We start from the raw sequence: 26,644 nt of genomic DNA on the forward strand, positions 1-26,644 counted from the left end.
TACGCTACGGGTTTTGTTTTCCTAGTATCTCGACCCATCCTCACGAATTGCCAGAGCTTTGATCGGGGTCATCTTCATCCGTTGCCTCAACCGAATCTGTCTCTGGGCTCGCCCTCTCAGCCTCCTGCCTCTTTTGTCGAAGTCGACTTTGCAGGTGCTGGTATTGCGTCTGTGAAGGTATAGGGACATCGGGAAACGGGCCGGGACTCTCAAGCGACTTCGTTGTTTGTCGGGGTCGAGGGGTTGGTACCGTGGATTGCTGGTCAGAGCCGGAAGCCGGTGGCGTTTCAAAAATTTCTGTTTCAGTCAGGCGGTCTTTTGGCCCCTGGACATGGTAGGGTTTCGCCTCTTCAACTGAGCGCGCAGGTGCGACACTCCAGACCCTGGTTGCTGCCCTACGGGTCCGGAAGAGTAGCACTACGATAACGATCAGGAACACGACAGACAGGGCAGCGACCCAAGCGGTCGTAATGGTCGGCCCATTAGCCTGAATCATAAAGGTGCCAGTTGAATCTTGGATTGCAATAGTGCGTTCATTGGACTCATCTTCACCGCTGTGCCCCGAATGCATGGCTGGTAGTTGCACCCTGAAAGTCGTTGTCTCTTCTACTCCACCAGTCACCACTTCCCAAATGGGGGAAAGATCCACGCGTAGATCATAAGAGGCCCAAATGCCGGTTATCGGACCATGATCGATTGATGCTGGGGTCTCAACTCCCTTATCCTGCAGATAAGTATTGATCATTTGTGTGAGCTCATGGGCGCTTTGGGCCCTGAACGTCGTGGCATACACAGTCTTGTCCCCTTCAACTGCGGTATGGAAAGACCCAGTATTGGGTGGTGGCGAAAATCGATCAGTCACCGTATCTTCGTGCCCTTCTACCGTGGCATTGTCTACTACAAACTCAAAGGTTTGTTCCATACTGCCATCGAAGCCGAGTTGTGTGACTGCGGTCATTTGTTGCAGCGGCATGCCACGGTTGAACTCCGCGAAGAACTCACCGTCACCACGGCGGTCTTCAACGAGTTGCCAGTGTTCCGGGTAGGTGGTTTCGCCGTCAAGTTGTTGTAGGTTATTCGGGTCGCAAATCTGTGCGCAGGTCCAATTGGTGCCGAGGTATTGGGTAATGACATCTGGAGAAGTATCGGCAGTCACTTCTTGTACTTCGAAAGAGGCTTCGTCGTTTGCCAACAGTAGTTGCATGCCAGCGCTGACGGCTTCCGGGGTTGAAAACTGTGCTGCGACTTGACGGATTGTATCGCTGCCGTCAGCAGGGTCTGACGGACCGGCATCTTGAACGGGTTCTGTGAGTCCCTCAAGATCGTTGAGCTGTGCGATCTGTTCGGTGAGGAATTCATTTTGGATCTCTGCTGAGTCCGCTGAGATGCTGTACACCATGGTGACTCGCATGTCGCCCGATTCCAGGAACTCCAAATCGAGCCCGACATCTTCAAAGCGATGATCCTGAGTGAGCTGGAAGTTGATGCGGGGGAGTGAAGTGGAGGTGTTGATTTCCTCACCATTGAAGACGACTGTGGCGGTACCGCTAGAAGTTAACACTGTTGCGTTGCTCTCCACGACACCTTCGTTCATGAGCGCATCGGCTGCCCAGCCCATTAAGTCGTCGTTATAAAAGCTTTCCTGGACTGACAAGGTTGTCATTAACGGTTGATCAGCAAGCTCAATACTCATGTCGCGTTCTGCGGCGGGTATTGCGGAAGCCTCAAGCAGGGAATTGATCTTATTCTCGTAGTCCTCAAGGTCGTTGAACGCTAGCGTGAAAGTAGCACTGTAGCCTTCCTCGCGCTGTTCTACGCCGTCAAACGACAGTACCTCAGGGGCATGTGATTCGAGGACCTGTGTTGCAGCTTCAAGACCACCGGACAACGACTCGATATCAGCGTCGGCCATCGTCATAACAAAGGTCCGAGAACCCGAAAAATCGTCCTCGAGCTCCAGCTGGCTGTTGACGTCTGCGCCGCAGGCAACCAAGACCAGTGCACATAGCGATGCCAAAGCCGCCCAGATGCGTGTCCGTTTACCACGGGGTGCATCCGGTTGTGTGGTCCGAAGAGATAATGTCTGCAAAACACTACTTTCAATCGAGGCGCCACCGACGGACATGCCGGTGATCTTACCGAATCCATCTTAACGAGATTGCAGGCACTCGTCGCTCACGACAACGGCCCCCACTTTGCTCCACCACCTACGATCGGCCGACCTCAACGAGGATATGCAACGACGCGAATGCCCTCATCTTTCACAATTGTCACAATTGTCACTTCATCGAAAAATAGGTCCCCACCATCCTCCCCAAAGCGCCCCACTTCCGCCCCCTGACGCTAAGAATCGCGGAATTATGCGGTTATGCCTAGTGAGACACCAGCTTTAGTGAGTTGGTAAATTCTTGGAAATTCGCAAATAATGAGGGATGAAGTATTGAATGTGGGGGAAAGTGGGGTAAAGTGGAGCACGAAGAGGACGGTGATCGCAGAGCTAGAGCAAAAGGGATCAAACCACGCTGGAGGTAGTGCCATGTTTTTAGGTACATACACTCCACGATTGGATGAGAAGTCCCGGCTGATCTTGCCAGCGAAGTTCAGAGATGAACTGTCTGACGGACTGGTACTCACCAGAGGTCAGGAGCGCTGTGTATACGTGTTCTCGATGGAGGAATTCCAGCGAGTACACAATCAGATGCGTGAAGCACCGCTCTCTTCGCGTCAGGCTAGGGACTACATTCGTGTCTTCCTATCCGGTGCTTCAGACGAAACGCCGGACAAGCAAGGCAGGATCACGATTCCAGCACCGTTGCGCGAGTACGCGGGGTTGGATCGGGATGTGGCAGTCATTGGTGCTGGCACCCGAGCAGAGATCTGGGACCAGACGGCATGGAACGAATATCTCGAGGCACAAGAAACGGCATTCTCAGAAACCGACGAGGAAATCATTCCAGGATTGTTCTGATTCAAGATCCAGTCACGGCATAAATCAACATTTGACAAGGTCTCTTATTTCAGACCTCTGTCCGAACAGCTGGCCCGTCTTCCCCTGGGCCAGGTGCACGGATGGGGATCTGGGGTAAGAGCCATCATTTTTGCAGGGCAGCAACGGCGGAGAACGAAGGAGCGTAATGGCAGTCTTTGACCAGAACGACCGACCTGCTCCCCATGCTGCCGAAAGACATATTCCCGTGATGGCGGACCGAGTGCTCGATCTTCTCGCCCCGGGGATTGAATCCGCCCGTCAACATCAACGACAGCCCGTATTGGTCGACGCCACTCTTGGGATGGGGGGCCACACCGAGCTCATGTTGAATCGTTTCGATGACGCTGTGGTCGTGGGGATTGATCGCGACACACAAGCATTAGCACTGGCCACTGAGCGGCTGGCCGCCTTTGAAAAACGCTTCGTTGCGTTCCATGGAACCTACGACCAGATTCCTGAAGCCTTGGACGCAGCAGGGGTCGTCGCGGCGGATGGATATCTATTCGACCTGGGCGTCTCGTCATACCAACTCGACGAACGTGATCGTGGCTTCGCCTATTCATATGATGCTCCTCTTGACATGCGCATGGATCCCACGGCGCGATTCAGTGCAGCCGACGTCGTCAATGATTACGACCAGAAACACCTTGAGCAAATTATTCGTCGCTATGGCGAGGAAAAATTTGCTCGCAGGATCGCCACGGCCATAACCGAACGACGCCAGATGCGTCCATTTACGGACACTGGGGATCTGGTGGAAGTTATCCGATCGGCCGTGCCGGTAGCTGCTGGACGAAGTGGCGGACACCCTGCTAAACGCACATTCCAAGCACTCCGGATTGAAGTCAACGAGGAATTAGACATCCTACGTGAGGCATTGCCTGCGGCAATGGCTGGGCTTCACATCGGTGGCCGCATGGTCGTGATGAGCTATCACTCACTCGAAGACAGAATCACGAAAAAGGCATTCCAAGCGGAGGCCACAAGTCTGACACCTCCAGGGTTCCCAGTTGAACTGGAAGAGTATGCGCCAGTCGTGGACATACTCACCCGGGGTACAGAAAAACCAACCGAAGAGGAAATCGATCAGAACCCACGCGCGGCATCTGCCAAGGTCCGTGCAATACAAAAAATTCGACCCACCAGGAGCAACGGATGACCACTTCCCCCTCAAACATCCGCGCATTGCGTCCCGAATACTCAGCGGAATCGACCGCCCGGAAACTGGATGACCAGTATCAGCTCGGAATACATCCCGAGCACACCGCGGGCGATTCCGAAGCCAGCACACGACGTGACCAACTCAAGGTCATATCAGGTCAGCTCAAACGGGCTCCCATTGGGTATAGCGTTTTCGTGTTATCCATTCCCGTCATTGCGCTGCTCATTGTACTGGTGGTCAATATCGTGCTATCCAACCGGCAATACGAGCTTGTTGAACTCAACGGCCAGCTGACCAGCATTACGCAGACCAATGAAGCCTTAGCGCAGCAATTATCCCAGAAATCTGCACCCCAGGCAGTTGCGCAGCAAGCTGCAGATATGGGCATGGTGTTACCGGGGGCCACAGCATCCATCGACCTGACATCTGGTGAGGTCATTGGCACGGCAACTGCCGCAGAGGCGGATAATACGCCGACCAGTTTTGTAGAGAAGCCAACAGTACGCTCCAGCACGGGTATTCCCTCCGAGGTCGACGTTCCTGTACGTGACGACTCGGATCCTGTGACGGTAACGAATGGAGAAGTCCCAGGTCCGGAATCTAATACGGTCAAAATCGTAGAGCCGCAGCTGTCGCTACCGGCTGCAGATGCGACAAATTCAACACCTGAAGATGGCGTGGCAGACACGATTCAGACCTCGTCAGTAGGTAGTCTTCAAGGACCCAAGGTAAGCCTGCCGACCGGCAACTAACGTCGGCCCCTGGCTGACAATGTTGAAGGTAGGTGAGTCGCGTGCCTAATACGCCCATGAGCCGAGCACCCCAAACCCGGCTAAAAGTAACCGTGGTGTTGCTCATGATTAGTCTTCTTGTGTTAGGCGGACGACTCCTATTTATTCAAGGCATTGATGCTGAAGACCAAGCTCAGCAAGCCATGGATCGGCGTACCCGACCGGTCACGCTATCGCCGGAGCGCGGTTCCATTCTAGATCGTGATGGCAATGTCATGGCCGAGTCCGTGCAACGCTATGACCTCGTAGTTGATCAGCGCCTGGTTCAAGATTCTCGCGTCTGGGATCCAGAACAGTCCGCCTACGTTGACCTGGACATCGACGAACAACTCACGGAACTCTCAGAGATTCTCGACATCGATTATCCCGAATTGCGGGAGCTCATGGTCGGTGATCGACCATACCGGATTGTTTCTCGGCGTGTTACCCCGGAAGTGCGTCAAGAAGCCCTCGACGTCGGTATCCCCGGGTTGCTATCTGAGCCTGTGGCAGAACGGGTTTATCCTAATGGGGCAGTGGCTGGTTCCATCTTGGGCTTTAACGGACACGATGGACACGGCCTAGAAGGAATCGAACGGTCGCAGGATGATCACCTCAGTGGTCAAGCAGGAGAGCGCGTCTTCGAAATCTCGGCAGACGGCGTCCGCATCCCCAACGCATCGTTTTCAGAAACACCGGCTGTAGATGGCGACGACATTCGCCTCACAATTGATCTTGACGTTTCCTGGTACGCGCAAGAAGCCATTGCAGCCAAAGTGGACCAGTACAACGCCAAATGGGGCAATATCGTTGTGATGGACGCCAAGACGGGCGAAATCTTGGCACTGGCCGACTCAGAAACCGTAGACCCTACCGACCCGACGGCCACAGATCAGTTATTCTGGCGCCCCACAGCCCTAACGCAAGCATTCGAACCCGGCTCCACGGGTAAAGCGGTCACCTTTGCCATGGCACTAGACGCCGGCGTTGTGACTCCCGAACAAAAATGGACCGTCCCGAATAAACAAACCTTCAATAACGAATCGATCAGCGACTCCATGCCGCACGATACGTACGACATGACCACCGCAGGCATCTTTACTCGCTCATATAACACGGGTACTGTCCAGGTTGCTGAACAGCTCAGTGCCGAAACGCGCTGGGAATACATGAAAGCCTTCGGGATCGGGGAGCCCATCGATCTGGGCATTAGCGGGGTCAACCAAGGTTTATTCACCCCCTGGGAGAACTGGGACCGGCGTCAACACTTTACGACCACCTTCGGACAAGGCTATTCGCTAACGTCACTGCATACGACTAGAATTTTCCAAGCCTTGGCCAATGATGGCAAGATGCTGCCGGCTCGTCTTATCGACTCATACATCGATGAAGATGGTGTCGAACGCAAATGGGAATCACCCGAAGAACCCAAGCAAGTGGTCTCGGAAGAAGCAGCCGACGACATGCTGAAGTTTATGGAAGGAGTAGTCCAGGAAGGTACCGCATATGCTGCCCAAATTGATGGCTACCGAGTCGGGGGAAAGACCGGAACCGGCGAAGCTGCTGGAACCGGCGGATATGACGGGTACACCACCTCGTTTACCGGTATTGTTCCACTTGATGATCCACAATTCGTGGTCTCGGTTGCGGTCCACCGTCCTCAAGGCGACTGGAAGACCTGGCAAGTAACCGATACTGCCGCGGATGTAATGGAGTATCTGTTGAGTAAGTATTCAGTGCCACCGTCCGACACCGGGCCACAGCACTATGATGTATTTACAGAAGACCCACAGGAAAGGCCTTGGTAACCCAAGACGGCGGGTACACCGCGCTGACCATGCTACGACCACAAACGAAAATAAACACAAAACTCGAAGCACTCGTCGACCAGCTCGAACGCTACCGACCTGTACTCACCGGAAACCCACAACTGACGGTGACCGGTATTTCAATGAATTCCAAAGCTGTGCATCCAGGTGACCTCTACGTCGCTGTAAGTGGAGCACGCCACCACGGCGCCGACTACATCACTCAGGCTCTGGACGCCGGAGCGGTCGCGGTATTAACTGATGACAGCGGCGTTGCCCGGATACCCGAGGGACTGGCCCATCTTGTCGTCGATGATGTCCGGTCAGCATTAGCCGATGCTGCCTCGGTCATTTACGGCAATAATATCTCCGTAACCCCAAGCATCTATGGCGTTACCGGGACCAACGGCAAGACCACAACCACCTATTTCTTGAATGCAATTTTGGCGGCGTTGGATTATAAGACCGGCTTGATCGGGACCATTGAAACTCGAATTAATGGTGTCGCTGCTCCAGCGGAATTTACAACGCCGGAAGCTCCCGAACTGCACAGCCTGGTTGCCCGCATGCGTGAAACCGGGGTTGAAGCCACCGCCATGGAAGTTTCCTCACACGCCATGGACTATCGACGCGCCTTTGGACTGCGTTACCACGTCGCTGGCTTTACGAACCTGACGCAGGATCATCTTGATCTGCACGGCAGTATGGACGACTACTTCGACGCCAAGGCATTACTCTTTCAACCAGATCGTTCGGCTAGCCAAGTCATCACAATTAACGGGGGCGCAGAGCCCCAGTGGGGTCAACGCCTGGCTGAACAGTGCCCTGATGCGGTTACGCTCGATTTGGGCCCCGCCGCCGTCGTGGACGCCGGAGCCTCCAATGCCACCTGGACCATTACCGAATGCGAACCAGCTGGGCTGGGGCATCGATTCAGGCTACGTCATGACTCAGGATTCGAGGTTGCCACAAAAGTCGGTATGCCCGGCAAATTTAACGTAGCCAACGCAGCCTTGGCCGCCGTCATGATTTTTACTGGACATCCACGTCACGACTGGAACCGCATCGCAGAGGTATTGGCCAATTCGCAGCCGGCACCATTTGAATCTGCTGTGCCGGGACGTATGGAAGTCATCAGCGATGAACCAACCGTCATCGTCGATTTTGCACACAACCCAGACGGCTTGACCCAGGCACTGGCTGCCGTCAATCGGACAAAACGATCACAGGGTGGGCAGACAGCCCGGACTATTTTAGTCTTTGGTGCTACTGGCGACCGCGATACGGCCAAGCGCCCGTTGATGGGACAAATCGCAGCCGAACACGCCGATGTCGTGATTGTCACCGATGACGATCCGCACTATGAGGACCCTGCTGAAATTCGCAAGCCCGTGGTCGAGGCCGCTCGGGCACGGGCGAACCATCTCGCCCATGCGCCTGAAGTGGTCGAGATCGCTCCGCGGGCTGCCGCGTTATCCCACGCTGTGCAGTTGGCCACTGCTCAAGACATTATTCTGGCGGCCGGACGGGGCCATGAAACACATCAGGACCTGGCAGGACAACGCTTTGCGATTGATGACCGTGAAGTGTTGCGTCAAGCTTTGGCGGAATATGGCTTCGACACAACCCGCTCAGGATCATCACAAGGTACGGACTAAAACGGTAAGGTCAAAAGCGACATGATTGAACTCGATGCGAACCAGATAGCTGAAGCCACTGGGGGTCGCCTGACGGCTACCGTTGATCCCAAGACGGTGGTGACTTCGGCCAATACCGATTCACGGGAAATGAGCCCCGGCGCGCTGTTTATTGCCCGCCGCGGGGAAACCACCGATGGTCATAACTTCATCACCGCAGCACGCCAAGCAGGAGCCAGCCTGGTCTTGGCTGAACGCGAGACACAGGATGACCAAGGGGCTGTTGATCCCGCCGTCATTGTGGAAGATTCCACACTGGCTATGGGGCGGTTAGCTCGGTACATCGTAGAAAAGATTCGTGAACACTCCGAGACCACAGTTATTGCCATTACCGGATCGGTGGGCAAAACCTCGACGAAGGACGCGCTGGCTGCACTGCTGGCCACCCAAGGCCCCACCATTGCGCCCCAAGGCTCATATAATAGCGAAGTTGGCGTCCCCCTGACCATCTTTACCGCTGGACTTGATACTCGGTATTTGGTGGTAGAAATGGGTGCCGATCGTATTGGCAATATCACCGAACTTACAGACATTGTCCGCCCGGACATTTCTGTGGTGCTCACCGTTGGTACTGCGCATGCGGCGTCCTTCGGATCAGTCGACAACATTGCACTGACCAAAGGTGAAATCGTCGAAGCCCTCCCAGCCGGCGGTATTGCCGTGTTGAATGCCGACGATATTCGTGTTGCAGAGATGGCCAAGCGGGTCCCCGCGCAGGCCTCGACCATGTGGTTTTCTGCAGCTTATGCGCCACCACAGCGCGAGCACCTTGTATTTGCCGCAGACGCGGGAACCACCGAAAACGAAAACCCGCAATTCAAGCTGCAGTATTTCGGACCCGATGCTAACGATGCCGACCAGACCGGGCACGAGGTGACCGCACAGCTGATCGGTGAACACCACACAACCAATCTCTTGGCCGCGGCAACGGCCGCGTACGCCGCTGGTATTTCGCTGGACACAATCGCGTCGCTGATGCCAACCATCACGCCAACCTCGGCTCACCGCATGGCGCGTACCGATCGAACCGATGGCATCACTATTATTGACGACGCCTATAATGCCAACCCAGAATCCATGCGCGCCGGCCTAAAAACTCTGGCCATGCTCGGACGGAATACCGGCCGCCGCACGTGGGCAGTGCTGGGCCCGATGCTCGAACTTGGCACATCGCACGCCAAAGAGCACATTCTGCTGGGCGAAGTCGTCGTGCGCTTGAATATTGACCAACTCGTCGTCGTTGGCTCCGATGCTCGAGCACTCTATACGGGTGCCGTGAACGAGGGCTCCTGGGGCGACGAAGTGGATCACGTGTTATCGAATGATGAAGCCTTCGACCTGCTGGCACAGCGTGTCGAACCCGGTGACATCATCTTCGTCAAGGGTTCCAACGGCACACGACTGTGGGAACTCGCCGATCAACTCACCACCGTTGACCTGGTGGGGCAGAAGGAGAAACGCAAGTGATTGGACTCCTGCTCGGCGCCGTCCTGGGCGTCGTACTCACAGTTGTCGGAACGCCATTGTTTATCCGGCTGCTGCACAAACGCGGCTACGGCCAAATCATCCGCGACGACGGACCGACCACGCATGCCACCAAGCGGGGGACCCCCACAATGGGTGGTGTGGTGATCGTGATGAACTTTGTCGTTGTGTACTTCTTGACCCACTGGATCATGATGATGCTAGGTCTAGAAAACTCCGGTATCACAATGAGTGGTCTGCTGTTGCTCTTCCTCACCGCCGGGATGGCACTGGTCGGGTTCCTTGATGACTACATGAAGATCTCTAACCAACGGTCCCTGGGACTCACCCCAATTGGCAAAATTATCGGCCAAGGGGCCGTGGGGATTACCTTCGCAGTGCTCGCCCTCAACTTTCCCAATGAAAACGGCCTGACCCCCGCCTCCACGGCGATCTCAGTATTCCGGGACACGTCATGGGATTTTGCGTTTTTCGGCACCATCACCGGGGCCATTCTCTTTGTGGTGTGGTCCAACCTGATCTCCACCGCAACCACGAATGCGGTCAACCTCACCGATGGACTCGACGGCCTAGCAACGGGCGCCGTGGCCATGGTCGCAGTCGGCTACGTCCTAATGACCTTATTCCAAGCCAACCAATCCTGCTACGGCCCCACAAACGCCGGGGGTTGTTACGAAGTGCGTGATCCCATGGATCTGGCGCTGCTCGGGGCGATTCTGGCCGGCGTGCTGATGGGCTTTTTGTGGTGGAACACCGCCCCGGCAAAGATCTTCATGGGCGACACCGGTTCGTTGGCGCTGGGCGGTGCCCTGGCCGGCTTCGCAATCTTCTCCAAGACCCAGGTCCTACTGGTCGTGCTGGCTGGGCTGATGGTCATCATCGCACTGTCAGTTATTATCCAGGTCGGCTACTTCAAAATCTCCGGTGGCAAGCGGGTGTTCCTCATGGCACCCCTACAGCACCACTTTGAGCTCAAAGGCTGGGCCGAAGTAACCGTCGTCGTCCGATTCTGGCTGATCGGTTTGGCCTTCGTAGTCGCCGCATTAGCCTTGTTCTACACCGAATGGGTGGTCCTGCGATGAGCACGAACCTCGATACCCTCACCACTTGGGACGCCGACTGGAGCCAACTGTCCGTTGTCGTGACCGGCCTGGGCGTCACCGGTTTCTCTGTTGCCGATACCCTGGCAGAGCTCGGGGCAGCCGTGGTAGTTGTTGACGGCAAAGACAACGAACACAACCGGCAAGCCGCTGATACCCTGAAAATTGTCGGGGTCAAAGATGTGCTGCTGGGTGACGACGCCGTCCAAGGCCTACCCGATGCCCAAGCCATCGGTGGCACCATCGATTTAGTCATCACCTCACCGGGCTGGCGTCCAGATAACTCAGTGCTGGTGGCAGCTCAAGCCGCTGGGATTCCTATTTGGGGCGACGTGGAATTTGCCTGGCGGGTTCGCAAGCGGGAAGGCAAACGCACCGCACAATGGGTTGTGCTCACCGGCACCAACGGTAAAACCACCGTGGCCACCATGGCCCAATCCATGGCGCGAGCACAAGGGCTGGATGCTGTAGCAGTTGGCAATGTGGGGACACCAATTTTGGATGCGATTCGCTATCCCGACGGCTTTGACCTACTGATCGTAGAACTCTCGTCCTTCCAGCTGCACTGGCTACACCACATGGAACCAGAAGCCTCCGTGGTGCTGAATCTTGCCGAGGATCATCTGGACTGGCACGGTGGATTCGACAACTATGCGGCAGCCAAAGCCAAGATTTATGAAAACACTCGCATCGCAGCGATTTACAACGATGAAGAACCCAGCACCATGCGCATGGTGGAAGAAGCTGATGTGATTGAAGGCTGCCGGGCCATTGGGATTACCACCGATACCCCGCAGCGATCGATGCTCGGGGTGGTTGATGATCTCCTCGTGGATCGGGCATACCTGGAAAATCGTGCAACACAAGCTCTGGAACTGGCACATTTTGCCGATATCGGCACGCCAGCCCCCAAACATATGGTCTTCAACGCGCTGGCCGCCGCTGCGTTGGTGCGGGCCGTGGGCGTGGAACCAGCCGCGGTCCAAACCGGGCTGCGCAATTACGAACCCGAACCGCACCGCATCCAAGCCGTAGCGCATTTCCAAGATGTCCTATGGGTCAACGACTCAAAAGGCACCAACCCGCACGCTACCGATGCAGCTCTGGCGACTTATGACCCGATCATTTGGATTGCTGGCGGCTTGTCGAAAGGTGCATCCTATGACCAGCTGGTACAAACCCATAAGTCGCATCTCAAAGCGGTTATCTTGATTGGCACCGATCAACAGCCCATTATCGATGCGTTACAGCGACACGCGCCTGAGGTGCCGATACACGCCGACTATCTCAAAGACACTACAGTGGATTTTGCAGACGGCGCCGCGGTGATGCACCACGTCGTACGCTTGGCACACCACTTGGCCCAGCCGCACGACACAGTCTTGCTCTCGCCCGCGGCCGCTTCAATGGATCAGTTCGAAAACTATAATGTGCGTGGCGAAAAATTCACCGAAGCTATCGCACAGCTGTTATCCGATATGAACTATCCAGGACACTAACACCACAAGCACCAGGAGCACGACATGACGAAAGGTCCAGCACCTCGGGCAGCTCGTGTCTGGGATTGGCTAACCGGTAAACACTCCACGAAATCCGCCTACTGGATGATTCTGGGCCCCACCCTGGCCCTAACGTTCATCGGTGTTGTCATGGTGCTCTCGGCGTCATCGGTCGAATACATCGGCGGTGCAGGCTCCTTTGCGTCGCTGCGTTCCCAGGGTCTCTACGCCGTCATTGGAATTATCCTGTTGTTCTGGATGGGCAAATGGAAGCGTACGACGTATCACAAACTGGCCGTGGTGCTACTAGTCGCATCGATTGTTCTGTTGGTCTTAGTATTTACACCGCTGGGCTGGGAGGTAAACGGCAACCGCAACTGGATCCGGGTCGCCGGTTTCTCCTTCCAACCTTCCGAAGCGGCCAAACTAGCTTTTTGCGTGTGGTCAGCATATGCCCTGAGCCAAAAGTTCAAATACACCGGCTACGGCAAAAAGTTATTGGTTCCCGTGGTCCTACCGTTTGGTGCGGTGCTGGTATTCTTCGTTGCATTGGGCCGAGACCTCGGTACCGTGCTGATCCTGGCGATGATTATCGCGGTCGTGTTGTATCTGGGTGGTATGCGCGGGATCTACCTGTTGGGTACGGCAGCCGTCGGGCTGGTTTTTGTAACGATTGCAACCATGCTCTCGTCGAACCGCATGTTACGGATTCAAGCCTGGCTGGGCCAATGCGATCACGCTTCGGACCCCTGTTATCAGTATGAACAAGGCATCTTCGCGTTAGCCTCGGGTGGCTGGTTTGGGCTCGGTCTTGGGCAATCACGCCAAAAATGGTCTTATATTCCCGAAGCCGGCAACGACTTCATCTTCACCGTGCTTGGCGAAGAACTTGGGCTATTGGGCGCCCTGTTAGTGATCGGACTGTTCATCACCCTGGGTCTTGGCATGTTCCGGGTTGCCTATAACACCACCGACCACTTCGTGCGGATCGCCACGGGGGCCATCATGACCTGGTTACTTGGCCAGGCCTTTATGAACATTGCCATGGTGACCGGCTTGCTCCCGGTCATCGGCGTGCCGTTACCGTTTATTTCAGCCGGCGGGTCGGCGCTGCTCATGGCCATCCTCGCGGTGGGAGTAGTGTTATCGTTTGCCCGACACCAAGCTCACGAACTGCAGCAAAACACCCAGTCTGAGACCACCGAACCCAAGGTCAAAGAAAGCGTACAATCGAGACAATGAATACGACCATGAACGTAGTCTTTTGCGGCGGGGGCACAGCAGGCCACGTGTCACCCATGTTGGCCATGGCTGACTCCCTTGCTAATAGCTATCAAGACACCGACATCGACGTGAACATTTTGATGATCGGCACCGCCGAAGGTATGGAAGCTACCCTGATTCCCGATGCGGGATATGAATTTGCCACCATCGAAAAAGTCCCGATGCCACGCAGCGTCTCGCTCGACCTGTTCTCCCTGCCGTTTCGGCTGCGTGCCGCAGTTAAACAGGCCCGCAAGCTGTTGCGCGAACACCAAACCCAAGTGGTTGTCGGTGTCGGGGGATACGCCGCAACGCCCGTGTATCTGGCAGCACGTGCCGAAAAAATTCCCGTCATCGTCCACGAAGGCAATGCCCGCCCTGGCCTAGCCAATAAACTTGCCGCACGGTTCGCCACGGTCGTGGCCTGTGCGTTTGAAGACACGGACCTGCCCGGTGCGATCCACGTGGGCATGCCGCTGCGCAGCGAAGTTGCCCAACTGCCCATGGGCCCAACCATGCGAGATGAAGCCCGCCGCTCACTGGGTCTAGATTCGGACAAAACCACCCTGGTGGTGACCGGCGGATCCTCCGGAGCGCAAAATATTAACACCGCTATCGCAGGCGCACTGGATGACCTGTTAGCAACGGGTGCACAAATCCTGCATCTAACTGGACGCGATAAGGTCATCACTGACGGCGATGGCAACCGGATCGACAAACCCGGCTATGTCCAAGTGGAATACATCGATGGGCTGTCCCGGGTCTACCAGGCCGCTGATCTCATTGTGGCTCGGGCAGGTGGCGGGACGGTCCATGAAATTGCCGCGATCGGCCTGCCCTCCGTGCTGGTCCCACTGCCTATAGGCAACGGGGAACAAGACCTCAATGCCGCTAGCCTGCGAGAATCCGGGGCCGCCGTCGTCGTCGCCGACGAATATTTCACGTCCCAGTGGGTTGCCACTCGCTTGCCGGACCTACTCAAAGACCAGGCTCGTTTAGAGTACATGGCCCAGACCGCAAAGAACTTTGGCATTAATGACGCCGCAGAAACCATGGTTCGCATCATTTCAGAAACGAAAGTCGCCCGATGACCACACCCGCTATCCCTGCACTGACCGAGATTCAGCACGCGCACTTTCTAGGTATCGGGGGAGTCGGTGTCTCCGGAATCGCCCACATCTTTGCCGCTCGGGGGATCACTGTGACCGGCACTGATGCCAAAGATCTTCCGGTCATGCAGCAGCTGCGCAACCTGGGTGCCACCTTGTACGTGGGCTACTCGGCAGACAATATTGCCCAAGCTCAAACCGATACTGGCCAACCAATAGATGTCATCATCGCCTCAACCGTAGCCGGACCGGATAATCCAGAACGTCAAGCCGCAGAAACCGCAGGCATTCCGGTCTATCACCGTTCCCAGGGGCTTGCCGCTGCCATGCAGGGCAAAAAGGTCCTGACGATTGCTGGCACCCACGGCAAGACCACCACCTCCTCTATGGCCGCAGTCATGTTTGCGGCAGCAGGCTACGAACCGTCCTATGCGGTTGGAGCAACGATTGCCAACCTCGGCACGAACGCCGATCACGGCGCAGGGGAGTGGTTTATCGCTGAAGCCGATGAATCCGACGGCTCGCTGCTCAATTATCGTCCAGACATTTCGATCGTCACCAATATCGAAGCTGACCACCTGGACTACTACGGTACCGAAGCGGCCGTCCATCAGGTCTTCACGGATTTCGCCAACCTCATACATCCCGACGGCGCGCTCATCGTCTGTGCCGATGATCCCGGCGCCGAAGCCCTGGGACAGCGCTACCGGGATGCCGCCACTTCTGGGACCCCTCGGGCCAAGGTGTATACCTATGGCCTGTTGACCAGCCTGAACCCGGCCGAGACTACTAACACCCACGAACAACACCTGGATCTGGCTATCACAGATATCCAGCCGGATGCTTCCGGTACCGGACAGCAGGTGACCTATCGATTTGCTGATGGCAGCCACCAAATCGTGCGGTTAGCAACACCGGGTCGACACAATGCCCTGAACGCTGCAGGAGTGCTGCTGGCAGCGGTGGTAGCCGGTATACCAGCCGATGCTGCAGCCGAGGGGTTGTCAACCTTCACGGGTTCCGCCCGACGCTTTGAACACCATGGCACCATCAACGAGATTCGCGTCTACGATGACTACGCGCATCACCCCACTGAGGTGACTGCCGCAATCACTGCGGCCAATGCCATGGCAGCAGGCAATAAGGTGCACGTTATTTTTCAACCGCACCTGTATTCGCGCACTCGAGATTTTGCAACAGAATTCGCCGAAGCGCTGTCGAATGCCTCGACCTGCCGGGTCTTAGATATTTATCAGGCTCGCGAAACACCCCTTGATGGTGTCACCGCTGAATTGATTACCTCTCAATTGTCCGATGAGCTCAAAACCCGCTATCCTCACGCCACCCGGGTGGCTTCCCGAGAACACGCGGTAGCCTCTGTAGTACAGGCCGCCACCCCGGGCGATATCATCTTGACCCTCGGCGCCGGAGACGTCAATCAGCTGATTGACGATATTCTGGCCGGACTACAACAGCGTAACCCCTAGGCACAATGTCCAAAAAGTCATCGAATCAGGGACCAGACAACGTCACCAGCAAATATCCGGGGCTGACCGATAAGAAACCGGTCAAATCTATTTCTGTGCAAAGGCCATTGGATAGGGACCGCAAGACCGTCACCGAAACCAATCTTGAACCGATTACCGACGACGTCGAAACACCGGTGGCCAACAAGAAGCCGCGGAAAAAGCCGGCCCAGTCTAAGTCCAAACAATCCAACACGACACCACGGACCGCTGCTAAACCCGCCAAGACGGCTCCCGAAGATGACATCGTGCTGGAACTGCCACCCAGTCCCGAGCACCGCAAGGCAAGGCGACGCAAAGCGTTGTGGATATGGGCAGGGGTCGTCGCCACGATTCTGACCGCCGGGTGGGCGATTTTATATTTCAGTCCAATTCTGGCTATTGAAGAGATCTCTCATGAAGGATTAGATCTGGTTGCTCAATCAGAAGCGGAAGAACGCACGGCGAGTTTAGCCGGTACACCGCTGCCGCAAGTTACGGATGGCAAGGTCACCGAACTCTTTGCCGAAAACCCAGCGGTTGATCATGTAACGTTGCGTGCCGAACCGCCCCACGGTCTGGTAGTTATTGTCCATGAGCACAAGCCCATTGCGATGAGTCCAAGTGGCAAACAATACGTGGTGTTTTCTGACGAGGGCACAGAGCTTGCACAGATTCCATCACAGCGAGCTCAAGAGTTTGACCTACCGGTTGTGGCTTCGGCATCGGATGTGACCGACCAAGAAGTCTTCGACACCATTACCGCTGTGCTGGGCTCATTACCCGAAGACCTACGCGAGCAAGTTCGTGCTGCGTCAGGGTCGTCAATCGATTCCATCGAACTCGAACTGAGCTCGGGCAAAATGGTCATGTGGGGAAATAGCGAACAAGCTGAGAAAAAAGCTCAGGTCTTGAAAGCGCTGTTGGGCCTAGATAAAGCAGAAGCGGCGCAAATCTCCGAGTATGATGTTTCTGCCCCGGACTTTCCGGTCACTCGATAGCTTTTCGGCTGTATTTTGCACGATCGTGCCGACACACGGCCGATGGTCATTGCTCCGGTGCGACCTGCAGCATATCGTGTGCTAATGAAGGAAACTTGGACGCAGCTGGAACTTCGTCCCACCACGAACGCAGAATAGGGATCATATCGTGACCTCACCCCAGAACTACCTGGCCGTCATCAAAGTTGTTGGTGTCGGCGGCGGCGGCGTGAACGCTGTCAACCGAATGATCGATGTCGGATTGCGCGGCGTTGAGTTTATCGCCATTAACACCGATGCACAGGCACTGCTGATGTCCTCTGCCGAAGTGAAACTCGACGTTGGGCGCGAGCTCACCCGTGGACTAGGTGCGGGTGCCGATCCAGAAGTTGGTCGTCAAGCTGCCGAAGACCACGTTGAAGAAATCGAAGCCGCGCTCAAAGGCGCAGACATGGTATTTGTCACAGCTGGTGAAGGTGGCGGTACCGGTACCGGCGCTGCACCGGTTGTTGCTCGTGTAGCTCGTTCACTGGGTGCCCTCACGATTGGTGTCGTGACACGTCCTTTCACCTTCGAAGGACGTCGTCGTGCAACAAACGCCGAATCCGGCATCGAAGCACTGCGTGACGAAGTGGACACGCTGATCGTGATTCCAAACGACCGTCTGCTGTCAATTTCTGATCGCTCGATTTCCATTATGGAAGCCTTTGAAGAAGCCGATAAAGTCTTATTATCCGGTGTTCAAGGTATTACCGACTTAATTACCACCGCAGGCTTGATCAACCTTGACTTTGCAGACGTGAAGTCCGTGATGCAGGGTGCTGGTTCTGCCTTGATGGGTCTGGGTGCTGCACAGGGCGAAAACCGTGCCGTGGAAGCTACCGAGGCCGCGATTGCCTCTCCGCTCCTGGAAGCCTCAATCGACGGCGCACACGGTGTGCTGCTCTCCATTCAGGGTGGCACCGATATGGGCCTATTCGAAATCAACGAAGCAGCCCGCATGGTCCAAGAAGTGGCTCACCCAGAAGCCAATATCATCTTTGGTGCCGTGATCTCCGACAATCTCGGTGACGAAGTACGTGTTACAGTGATCGCCGCAGGTTTCGATGATCCGGTTCCCGCCGCTCAGGAAACACCACAGGCACAGGTTGCCTCCCCAGTCGCATCCGTGTCTGCCATCAGCCCGGTCGCAGCACCAGAATCCAATCACGTTGGCCAAACTCACGACGCTGCTTCCAGTCCGCAGGAAGACACCGAGAAATCCAACGTCGAGCCATTGCCTACCGTTGTGGAATCCTCCAGCCGCCGCAACGACGACCTGGATGTGCCAGATTTCCTCAAGTAAGCCACTGATCTACCAGCACCGCACGGACACCGGCCACCAGGTGGGATTCACTTCCGCTGAGGCCGGTAACATGTCCATGACGGTGCTGGCTCAGTCTGAAACGAGTCAAGACACCGCCGACAACCGACGTGAGCTTGAACGCAAGCTTGGCATTGCTCCAGGCACGACTCAATTTGTGTCCCAGATTCATTCCACCACCGTGCTGGCAGCCGGTGACAGGGGATGGGCACAACAGGACACGATCGGTGAAGGCGACGCAATTATCTCACCGGATGGCACTGATCCCATCGCCATTCTGGTGGCCGATTGTTTGCCTGTTGCCTTCACAACCGACTACGGGCCCACCGCAATAGCTCACGCAGGGCGTGTTGGACTATTGGGTGGGATCCTACAAAACACGGTACAGCGACTGCGTGCATACGATGACGATGGCACTGGCAAAATCCAAGCCATCATCGGACCTGGCATTTGCGGTCAATGCTATGAAGTTCCCGAATCCATGCGCACTGAAGCATCTCGCGAACATCCCGAGATTGCCAGTGTGACTTCGTGGGATACTGCCTCCTTGGATTTGCCAGCAACAGCAGAACGAATCCTGCAAGCCGCAAACATCGATGTGCATCGCGTCGCCGAATGTACCTATACCAACCAGCAGCTGTATTCGCACCGCCGGGAACCCGGCATTGGGCGGATTGCCGGTTTTGTCTGGAAACCCTAAAGTTCTCGTCGAATAGTGTGCGACACACCGCACCAACGTGCGTATTTCCAAAGATTTTTGGTGTTTGTCTACTAGGGTCAATAGTGTCCTAGAACCATCAAGGATTTGAGGTGCGCATGGTTAGCGGATTCAAAAAGGCCATGATCCGAATGGGTCTGGCTGATAGTGACGAAGCCTATGAACAAGAGCTTCTAGAAGAAGAACGCAAGACAAGTCCTGCACTAGCTGACGTCCCGGAAAAGTCCGAGACGTCTGAAGCAGCACCAGAACCCGTCAAGCCGGTGGAATCCAAGCCGTCTGGCCCTCGTGCGGTGCCTGACGACAAGGATGACTACCGTGCACCGGTCACACCGATTAAACGTGTGGTCCAGTCCCGAGAGGAAAGCGCTGAAGTGCACAAATTGCGTACTATCCATCCGCGTTCGTACAACGACGCCAAGCTCATCGGTGAAGCGATTCGATCCGGCATGCCCGTGATCATCAACGTCACTGATATGGCAGAGTCGGAAGCGAAGCGGTTGGTGGACTTCTCCGCAGGACTAGCGTTTGGTCTCCACGGTGCGATTGAACGAGTCACCAATAAAGTGTTTCTGTTGACGCCGACGAACGTAGAAAACGTTATTGACGGTCACTCCAGTGCAAACCAGGACGAAGACTTCTTCGACCAGGCATAATGTATGTAGCTGACCACGAAACGCATCGACGAAGAAACTGAGGACTCGTGCAATTACTTTGGACCCTGGTGTACTTGGTGACCACCATTTACTTCTTCATCCTCGTAGTACGAATTCTCTACTCCTTGGTCAATGTCTTCGTACGGGACTGGCGGCCGCGCGGCATGAACTTGATCATTGCTGAGCTTGTTATGACGCTAACCGACCCTCCGCTGCGCTTTTTCCGCCGTTTCATACCGCCACTGCGACTCGGGCAGGTCTCTTTGGACCTGTCTTTCATCGTGGTATTTCTTATCGTGATGATTATCAGATTCATCGCACTTCAAGGCGCCACAGCCTGATTAGAATCAAGTAATATTGCTCAATACAACAGAGATTTAGTCGTAACAGCCACGTCAACTACTCGTTTAGTGATTTACGGTGCTAATGTTATCTAACAGAGACATAAGTAGACGTGAGTTATGCACTCAAACTACTCATCAGAAAACAAAATGTTTTCGTATTTTGTACAGGACCACGTAATTGGGGTGACCACATGGCTCTCACGCCGGAAGTTGTAGTCAATAAGAAATTCCAAGTCACGAAATTTCGTGAAGGCTACGACCAAGACGAAGTAGATGATTTTCTCGATGAGATCGTTGAGGAATTGCGCCGTCTCAATCAGGAAAACGACGAACTGCGCCGTCAAGTAGCGGAGCTAGAAGCTCAAACCGGTGAATCTGCACCCGTACCAGCCCCTGTACCTGCGGACGGTGTTGATGACGAATCCACCGCTGCAGATCTGCCAGTAGTCGAGGCTGAACCAGTCGTCGAAGACGCTGCTGTAGGACCAGAGCCTGAGATTGTTCAGGCTGCTCCTGCCGCACCAGCTGCCCCTGCAGAATCCGCACCTGAATCTACCGCTGAATCAGCAGCCGGTGTGTTGGCCATGGCACAGCGTCTGCATGATGAATACGTTGCCGAAGGCGAGCGTAAGCGCGACGAGATCATTTCTGAGGCCGAGCGCGAAGCAAACCGCATGGTGACCGAAGCGCAAGAAACCTCCCGCAAGACCCTCGAAGAATTCGAAAAGCGCAAGACGACCTTGGAACGCGAAGTCGAAGAACTCCGTGGCTTCGAACGCGATTACCGTTCACGTCTGCGTGCTTTCATCGAAAACCAGCTGCAAGACCTCGATTCACAAGCTCGGGTCACAGACTAACTATTGGCACCTACCCGACAACCGCACGTTGTCGACGCCATCACCAATGGTCGGCTATTTCGCAGAAAATAGCCGACCATTGTGTTTGCAAAACTCTTTCTTGCCCTAGGAGCACCTGTGGCCAAAACCGCTGAGCCAGTTTCTCAACGTGCCTGGTGGATCGCACTGATCCCGATGGTCATTGCGTATATCGCTGACCTCTGGACGAAGCAAGCCGTGCTCGCAAACATGACGGAGGGTCAACGGATCCCCGTCATAGAACCCATCTTGTCCTGGCACTTCATCCGCAACCCAGGTGCTGCATTCTCCATAGGTACCGAGTACACCTGGATTTTTACCATCATACAAGCGGCCGGACTCGCTATTGTCTTGTACCTCATCGTTTTTCGGGCTCGTACCCTGCCTTGGCTGATCACCCTGGGCTGCCTAGGCGCTGGCATCGCCGGCAACTTAACTGATCGACTATTCCGCGAACCTGGTTTCGGCATAGGGCACGTGATCGACTTCATCGCCCTCCCCAATTTTGCAATATTCAATGTCGCAGATTCGTTCATCGTGGTTTCGATCATCGTGATTGTGATTCTCGTGATGATGGGTAAAACACTTGATGGACAACCCGAGACTGATGCCACAACACAAAACCAGTCGGACGACTCACCGGCACCTGGAGATCGTGACTAGGGTAGTGGTATGACCACATCCAAACCACAGCGTCTCACGGTCGAAATACGCGATCGAGGTCGCGCAGACGCTGCTGTAGCCCTGGCAGCGGATATTTCGCGGACCAAAGCGGTTGAATGGATTCAACGCGGACTGGTGTCGATCAATGACGCAACCGCCGTAAAATCCACCAAAGTGCGTTCCGGTGATATTCTCACCATAAGTATTCCAGATGATCCCGACCCGCTTGAGGTGAAAGCAGAACTCGTGCAAGACCTAATCGTCGTTGACGACGAAGTACACTACGTTGTCATTGATAAGCCAGTGGGAGTTGCGGCTCATCCGTCACAGGGTTGGCGTGGTCCCACCGTGGTTGGAGGTCTCGCTGCGCTGGGTATCGATGTGGCAACGTCTGGTCCGCCCGAGCGTCAAGGCATCGTGCAACGGCTAGACGTTGGAACATCGGGACTCATGGTGGTGGCCAAAACCGAAATTGCCTATAGCCGTCTGAAACAAGCTTTTCATGATCGCACCCCGACGCGGAACTATCATGCGATGCTCGAGGGGCTGCCAGATCCACTCAACGGTACGATCAATGCCCCCATCGATCGCATGCCTGGACACGAATGGCGTTTCGGCGTCGTCGAGGGTGGCAAAGAAGCGATCACAGATTATGAAACTTTGGAATCGTTTGGCACCGCGACATTAGTTGATGTGCGGCTTCGGACCGGAAGAACCCACCAAATCCGGGTCCACTTTTCGGCGCTGAACCACCCGTTAGTGGGGGATCTCACCTATGGTGCAGATCCTAGGCTCGCGGCTGAACTTGGTCTGACGCGTCAGTGGTTACATGCCGTAGGGCTTGGGTTCCACCACCCGGTGACAGGTCAGGTCGTGACCTATACCGCGGATTACCCCATGGATCTGCAATACGCGCTCGACCGCCTAAGAGATTAATTATAGAAAACGACTAGACTATCTGACGCGAGTCAATCAACTATCCGGAGGTCGATCGATAGATGGCTGGGGGCAGCGCCCAACGCGATGGTTTTGTTCACCTTCATACGCACACTGAATATTCGATGCTCGATGGTGCTGCAAAACTTGATGAACTATTTGCCGAGGCGAATCGTATCGGTCAAGATGCTCTTGCCATAACCGATCACGGTTATTTATTCGGTGCCTATGATTTCTGGAATAAGGCCCAACAGTACGGCATCAAACCCATCATTGGGATGGAAGCGTATCTGGCACCTGGTCACCAGCATCGAACCGATAAAACACGTATCCGATGGGGAGACCCTGACCAACGTGGCGATGACGTATCTGGCGGTGGTGCCTACACGCACATGACCCTGTTGTCCAAGAACAACACCGGCATGCATAATCTGTTTCGGATGGGTTCATTAGCCTCACTGGATTCCGTTTATGCCAAATGGCCCCGTATCGATCGTGGACTGCTCAATGAGTACTCTGATGGTTTGATTGCTACTACCGGGTGTCCGTCCGGGGAAGTGCAAACTCGATTGCGCCTTGGCCAGTACAAAGAAGCCATCGATGCTGCAGCAGAGTTCCGCGACATTTTTGGCAAAGAAAATTTCTATGTTGAAATCATGCAACACGACCTAGAAATCGAACGCCGGATCTTCAAAGATCTGATTCAACTGTCAAAAGATCTTGCGCTGCCACTGGTAGCAACCAACGACCTGCACTATACCCACCAGCATGACGCCAAACATCACGAGGCGTTGCTGGCTCTACAATCCGGCTCAAAACTCAACGAACCGACCTACGATGAAGGCGGATCACGCTTCGCTTTCACCGGCAATGAGTACTACCTGAAATCTGCGGCTGAAATGCGTGCACTGTTTTCAGAGTTCCCCGATGCCCTGGATAATACGTTGGTGATTGCTGAACAGTGTGACGTCAGCTTTAACACCAATGCCAACTACATGCCAAAGTTCCCCACCCCGCCGGGCGAGGACGAAACCAGCTGGCTCATCAAAGAAGTCAACAAAGGGCTTCGTAACCGTTACCCCCAGGGGGTGCCAGCCGATGTCCAAAAGCAAGCTGACTACGAGCTTGAAGTCATTATTAATATGGGCTTCCCAGGCTACTTCCTCGTGGTGGCAGACTTCATCAACTGGGCCAAGGAACAAGGGATCCGAGTTGGTCCAGGTCGAGGTTCAGGTGCGGGGTCCATGGTGGCGTTCGCGCTTCGCATCACGGAACTAGACCCGCTGAAACACGGGCTGATCTTCGAACGGTTCTTAAACCCAGACCGTGTTTCCATGCCCGACTTCGATGTGGACTTTGACGATCGTCGTCGTAACGAAGTTATTGAGTACGTGACGGAAAAATATGGCGACGAACGCGTGGCCATGATCGTCACATACGGGACCATTAAGACCAAGCAAGCTCTCAAAGACTCCGCCCGAGTATTGGGGAAACCGTTTTCGATGGGCGACCAACTGACCAAGGCGCTGCCGCCAGCTGTCATGGCCAAAGACATCCCGTTGGCCGACATCGAAAACCCAGAGGCACCCCGCTATTCCGAAGCAGGAGACTTCCGGGAACTGTTGCAAACGGATCCAGAGGCACAAGAAGTCTTCGAAACCGCAAAGGGCATCGAAGGCCTGATTCGTCAGTGGGGCGTCCACGCTGCGGGTGTGATCATGTCCTCGGATCCGATCATCGACATCATTCCGATCATGCGACGCCTCGTCGATGGACAGGTCATCACTCAGTTTGACTACCCAACCGCTGAGACGTTGGGCCTGATCAAGATGGACTTCCTGGGACTGCGGAACCTCACCGTGATCTCTGATGCGGTAGAAAACATCAAGCTCAACCGAGACTTCACCCTAGATCTTGAAGGTCTTGAGCTCAATGACGAAGCATCCTATGAACTGTTGGCCCGCGGTGACACGCTGGGTGTGTTTCAGCTCGACGGTGGTCCGATGCGTGCACTGTTGAAGCTCATGCGTCCCGACAACTTTGAAGATATTTCCGCAACACTGGCCCTGTATCGTCCAGGGCCGATGGGCGCGAACTCTCACAACAACTACGCACTGCGCAAAAACGGGTTGCAAGAGGTGACGCCTATTCACGCAGAGCTCGCAGAGCCGCTCGAAGACATTCTTGGCGTGACTTACGGCTTGATCGTCTATCAGGAACAGGTCATGTCGATTGCTCAGAAGGTCGCAGGGTACTCCTTGGGCCAGGCCGACATTTTGCGTCGTGCAATGGGTAAAAAGAAAAAGTCAGAACTGGACAAACAATACGCAAGCTTCCAGCAGGGTATGTTGGATAATGGCTACTCACAAGAAGCCATTACCGCCTTGTGGGACATCTTGTTGCCGTTCTCGGACTATGCGTTTAACAAAGCACACTCGGCCGCTTACGGGCTGGTGTCCTACTGGACGGCCTATCTAAAAGAGCATTACCCTGCCGAGTACATGGCCGCGCTCTTAACCTCGGTGTCTCACGACAAAGACAAGCTGGCCATCTATCTTAACGAGTGCCGGCGGATGGACATCAAAGTCCTGCCACCCGATGTCAATGAGTCTGAACAGAACTTCACCCCTGTTGGCACCGACATTCGTTTTGGGATGGGAGCGGTGCGCAACGTTGGTGCCCACGTGGTGGCCGGAATGGTCAAGGCACGCGAAGAACAGGGTGCGTTCACAACCTTCCAGGACTTTTTCAAAAAAGTTCCGCAAGAAGTCTGTAATAAGCGAACCATCGAATCGGTGATTAAAGCCGGTGGGTTTGACTCCTTGAACTATACGCGCAGGTCATTGCTTGCTGTGCATGAGGAAGCCGTTGACGCGTCCATGGTGCAGAAGCGTCAAGAAGCCAACAACCAGTTCGACTTTTTCTCCCTGCTGGAAGACACTGAAGATGCAGGAATTGATACCGGCTTTGGTATTACCGTCCCAGATCTCCCAGAATGGGATAAGAAAACAAAACTGGCATTTGAACGAGAGATGATCGGGCTGTATGTGTCCGACCACCCGTTGCAAGGGCTGGAACAAGTCTTGGATCAGCACGCTGAACAAACGGTCAGCCAGATTCTTGATGATGAAGGACCGGCTGACGGCTCATTTGTCACGATTGCCGGGCTCATCACCTCGCTAGAACGTCGAGTCGCCAAAACCTCAGGTAACCCATATGCTCGCGCAGAGGTAGAAGACCTTGCTGCATCCATTGATGTGATGTTCTTTGGCAGAGTGTATGAGCCGATTTCCAGTGTTATTGCAGAAGACCTTGTCGTCTCCATCAAGGGCCGAGTCCAACGTCGTGATGATGGCTCCGTGGTGATCTCCGCTCAAGAAATGACTATCATTGACACCACAGATCTCGGTTCTGACGGTCCGTTGAACTTGACGATTCCGTCATTCAAAGCCACCGAACCATTGATCCGGCAACTTGGTGATGTGCTGCGAAACCACTCTGGTACAACGGATGTGAACATCAAGCTCGTGGGCAATCTCAGTATGGAAATCATGCGAGTCGGACCCCAATATAAGGTCAATCCGAATCCGGCCCTCTATGGAGACTTAAAGGTCCTGCTAGGACCTTCTTGTCTCGAATAGGATCGCTTGACACCTCTCGTAAATGCCACCTAGACCTATCGCTTCACTATATGTAGTACCTGTAGGGGTTGAACTACAACT

Annotated in this window: 21 protein-coding genes; 20 read left to right on the forward strand and 1 reads right to left on the reverse strand. The window is 54.9% G+C overall.

Annotation, left to right across the window (positions count from 1 at the left end):
• Nucleotides 1-40: 40 nt before the first annotated feature.
• The gene (locus tag A6F49_RS07315) at nucleotides 41-2,089 is read right to left on the reverse strand and encodes a hypothetical protein (RefSeq protein ID WP_150119418.1); all 2,049 of its coding nucleotides are present in this window, start codon (nucleotides 2,087-2,089) and stop codon (nucleotides 41-43) included.
• Nucleotides 2,090-2,536: 447 nt separating this feature from the next.
• Here A6F49_RS07315 and mraZ point away from each other — a divergent pair, with 447 nt between their 5' ends.
• The 20 genes from mraZ to dnaE all read left to right on the forward strand — a co-directional run bounded on the left by mraZ (nucleotide 2,537) and on the right by dnaE (nucleotide 26,563).
• The gene (gene mraZ / locus A6F49_RS07320; protein WP_043057991.1) at nucleotides 2,537-2,968 is read left to right on the forward strand and encodes a division/cell wall cluster transcriptional repressor MraZ; all 432 of its coding nucleotides are present in this window, start codon (nucleotides 2,537-2,539) and stop codon (nucleotides 2,966-2,968) included.
• Between the two features lie 166 nt (nucleotides 2,969-3,134).
• Nucleotides 3,135-4,148: a 16S rRNA (cytosine(1402)-N(4))-methyltransferase RsmH gene (gene rsmH, locus A6F49_RS07325; protein WP_043057873.1), complete on the forward strand. Its 1,014-nt coding sequence runs from the start codon at nucleotides 3,135-3,137 to the stop codon at nucleotides 4,146-4,148.
• Nucleotides 4,145-4,903 (forward strand): hypothetical protein, encoded by a 759-nt coding sequence (locus A6F49_RS07330; RefSeq protein ID WP_052504860.1) that lies wholly within the window; start codon nucleotides 4,145-4,147, stop codon nucleotides 4,901-4,903. The genes rsmH and A6F49_RS07330 overlap by 4 nt, the downstream gene beginning before the upstream one ends.
• A 41-nt stretch (nucleotides 4,904-4,944) precedes the next feature.
• Nucleotides 4,945-6,729: a peptidoglycan D,D-transpeptidase FtsI family protein gene (locus A6F49_RS07335; RefSeq protein ID WP_235604901.1), complete on the forward strand. Its 1,785-nt coding sequence runs from the start codon at nucleotides 4,945-4,947 to the stop codon at nucleotides 6,727-6,729.
• Complete coding sequence (locus tag A6F49_RS07340; protein WP_052504861.1) at nucleotides 6,723-8,387, forward strand: UDP-N-acetylmuramoyl-L-alanyl-D-glutamate--2,6-diaminopimelate ligase; 1,665 nt, start codon at nucleotides 6,723-6,725, stop codon at nucleotides 8,385-8,387. Before A6F49_RS07335 ends, A6F49_RS07340 begins: the two co-directional genes overlap by 7 nt.
• Nucleotides 8,388-8,408: 21 nt before the next feature.
• Nucleotides 8,409-9,893, forward strand: coding sequence for a UDP-N-acetylmuramoyl-tripeptide--D-alanyl-D-alanine ligase (locus A6F49_RS07345; protein ID WP_043057875.1), 1,485 nt, complete (start codon nucleotides 8,409-8,411; stop codon nucleotides 9,891-9,893).
• Complete coding sequence (mraY, locus tag A6F49_RS07350; RefSeq protein WP_043057876.1) at nucleotides 9,890-10,993, forward strand: phospho-N-acetylmuramoyl-pentapeptide-transferase; 1,104 nt, start codon at nucleotides 9,890-9,892, stop codon at nucleotides 10,991-10,993. Before A6F49_RS07345 ends, mraY begins: the two co-directional genes overlap by 4 nt.
• On the forward strand, nucleotides 10,990-12,510 hold the full coding sequence (gene murD, locus A6F49_RS07355) for a UDP-N-acetylmuramoyl-L-alanine--D-glutamate ligase (protein WP_235604902.1): 1,521 nt from the start codon (nucleotides 10,990-10,992) through the stop codon (nucleotides 12,508-12,510). Before mraY ends, murD begins: the two co-directional genes overlap by 4 nt.
• 24 nt (nucleotides 12,511-12,534) lie before the next feature.
• Nucleotides 12,535-13,752 carry a putative lipid II flippase FtsW gene (gene ftsW / locus A6F49_RS07360; RefSeq protein ID WP_052504862.1) on the forward strand — a complete coding sequence of 406 codons (1,218 nt, stop codon included), beginning with the start codon at nucleotides 12,535-12,537 and terminating at the stop codon, nucleotides 13,750-13,752.
• Entirely contained in the window at nucleotides 13,749-14,864 is a 1,116-nt protein-coding gene (gene murG / locus A6F49_RS07365) for an undecaprenyldiphospho-muramoylpentapeptide beta-N-acetylglucosaminyltransferase (RefSeq protein WP_043057878.1), read from the forward strand. The genes ftsW and murG overlap by 4 nt, the downstream gene beginning before the upstream one ends.
• Complete coding sequence (gene murC / locus A6F49_RS07370; protein ID WP_043057879.1) at nucleotides 14,861-16,369, forward strand: UDP-N-acetylmuramate--L-alanine ligase; 1,509 nt, start codon at nucleotides 14,861-14,863, stop codon at nucleotides 16,367-16,369. Before murG ends, murC begins: the two co-directional genes overlap by 4 nt.
• Nucleotides 16,370-16,374: 5 nt before the next feature.
• On the forward strand, nucleotides 16,375-17,388 hold the full coding sequence (locus A6F49_RS07375; RefSeq protein WP_043057880.1) for a cell division protein FtsQ/DivIB: 1,014 nt from the start codon (nucleotides 16,375-16,377) through the stop codon (nucleotides 17,386-17,388).
• Between the two features lie 148 nt (nucleotides 17,389-17,536).
• Entirely contained in the window at nucleotides 17,537-18,712 is a 1,176-nt protein-coding gene (ftsZ, locus tag A6F49_RS07380) for a cell division protein FtsZ (RefSeq protein WP_043057881.1), read from the forward strand.
• Nucleotides 18,690-19,430, forward strand: a complete 741-nt coding sequence (locus tag A6F49_RS07385) for a polyphenol oxidase family protein (protein WP_043057882.1) — start codon at nucleotides 18,690-18,692, stop codon at nucleotides 19,428-19,430. The genes ftsZ and A6F49_RS07385 overlap by 23 nt, the downstream gene beginning before the upstream one ends.
• 116 nt (nucleotides 19,431-19,546) lie before the next feature.
• On the forward strand, nucleotides 19,547-20,104 hold the full coding sequence (locus tag A6F49_RS07390) for a cell division protein SepF (protein ID WP_043057995.1): 558 nt from the start codon (nucleotides 19,547-19,549) through the stop codon (nucleotides 20,102-20,104).
• A gap of 47 nt (nucleotides 20,105-20,151) precedes the next feature.
• The gene (locus tag A6F49_RS07395) at nucleotides 20,152-20,445 is read left to right on the forward strand and encodes a YggT family protein (RefSeq protein ID WP_043057883.1); all 294 of its coding nucleotides are present in this window, start codon (nucleotides 20,152-20,154) and stop codon (nucleotides 20,443-20,445) included.
• Nucleotides 20,446-20,639: 194 nt separating this feature from the next.
• Nucleotides 20,640-21,305: a DivIVA domain-containing protein gene (locus tag A6F49_RS07400; protein WP_043057884.1), complete on the forward strand. Its 666-nt coding sequence runs from the start codon at nucleotides 20,640-20,642 to the stop codon at nucleotides 21,303-21,305.
• 117 nt (nucleotides 21,306-21,422) lie between these two features.
• The gene (gene lspA / locus A6F49_RS07405) at nucleotides 21,423-21,986 is read left to right on the forward strand and encodes a signal peptidase II (RefSeq protein WP_043057885.1); all 564 of its coding nucleotides are present in this window, start codon (nucleotides 21,423-21,425) and stop codon (nucleotides 21,984-21,986) included.
• 9 nt (nucleotides 21,987-21,995) lie between these two features.
• A complete protein-coding gene (locus tag A6F49_RS07410; RefSeq protein WP_043057886.1) occupies nucleotides 21,996-22,922 on the forward strand; it encodes an RluA family pseudouridine synthase in 927 nt (308 codons plus the stop codon).
• A 62-nt stretch (nucleotides 22,923-22,984) separates the two neighbouring features.
• Nucleotides 22,985-26,563 (forward strand): DNA polymerase III subunit alpha, encoded by a 3,579-nt coding sequence (gene dnaE, locus A6F49_RS07415; protein WP_043057887.1) that lies wholly within the window; start codon nucleotides 22,985-22,987, stop codon nucleotides 26,561-26,563.
• Nucleotides 26,564-26,644 lie beyond the last annotated feature (81 nt).

The organism is Enteractinococcus helveticum (assembly GCF_001657475.1).
Taxonomy (GTDB): domain Bacteria; phylum Actinomycetota; class Actinomycetes; order Actinomycetales; family Micrococcaceae; genus Yaniella; species Yaniella helvetica.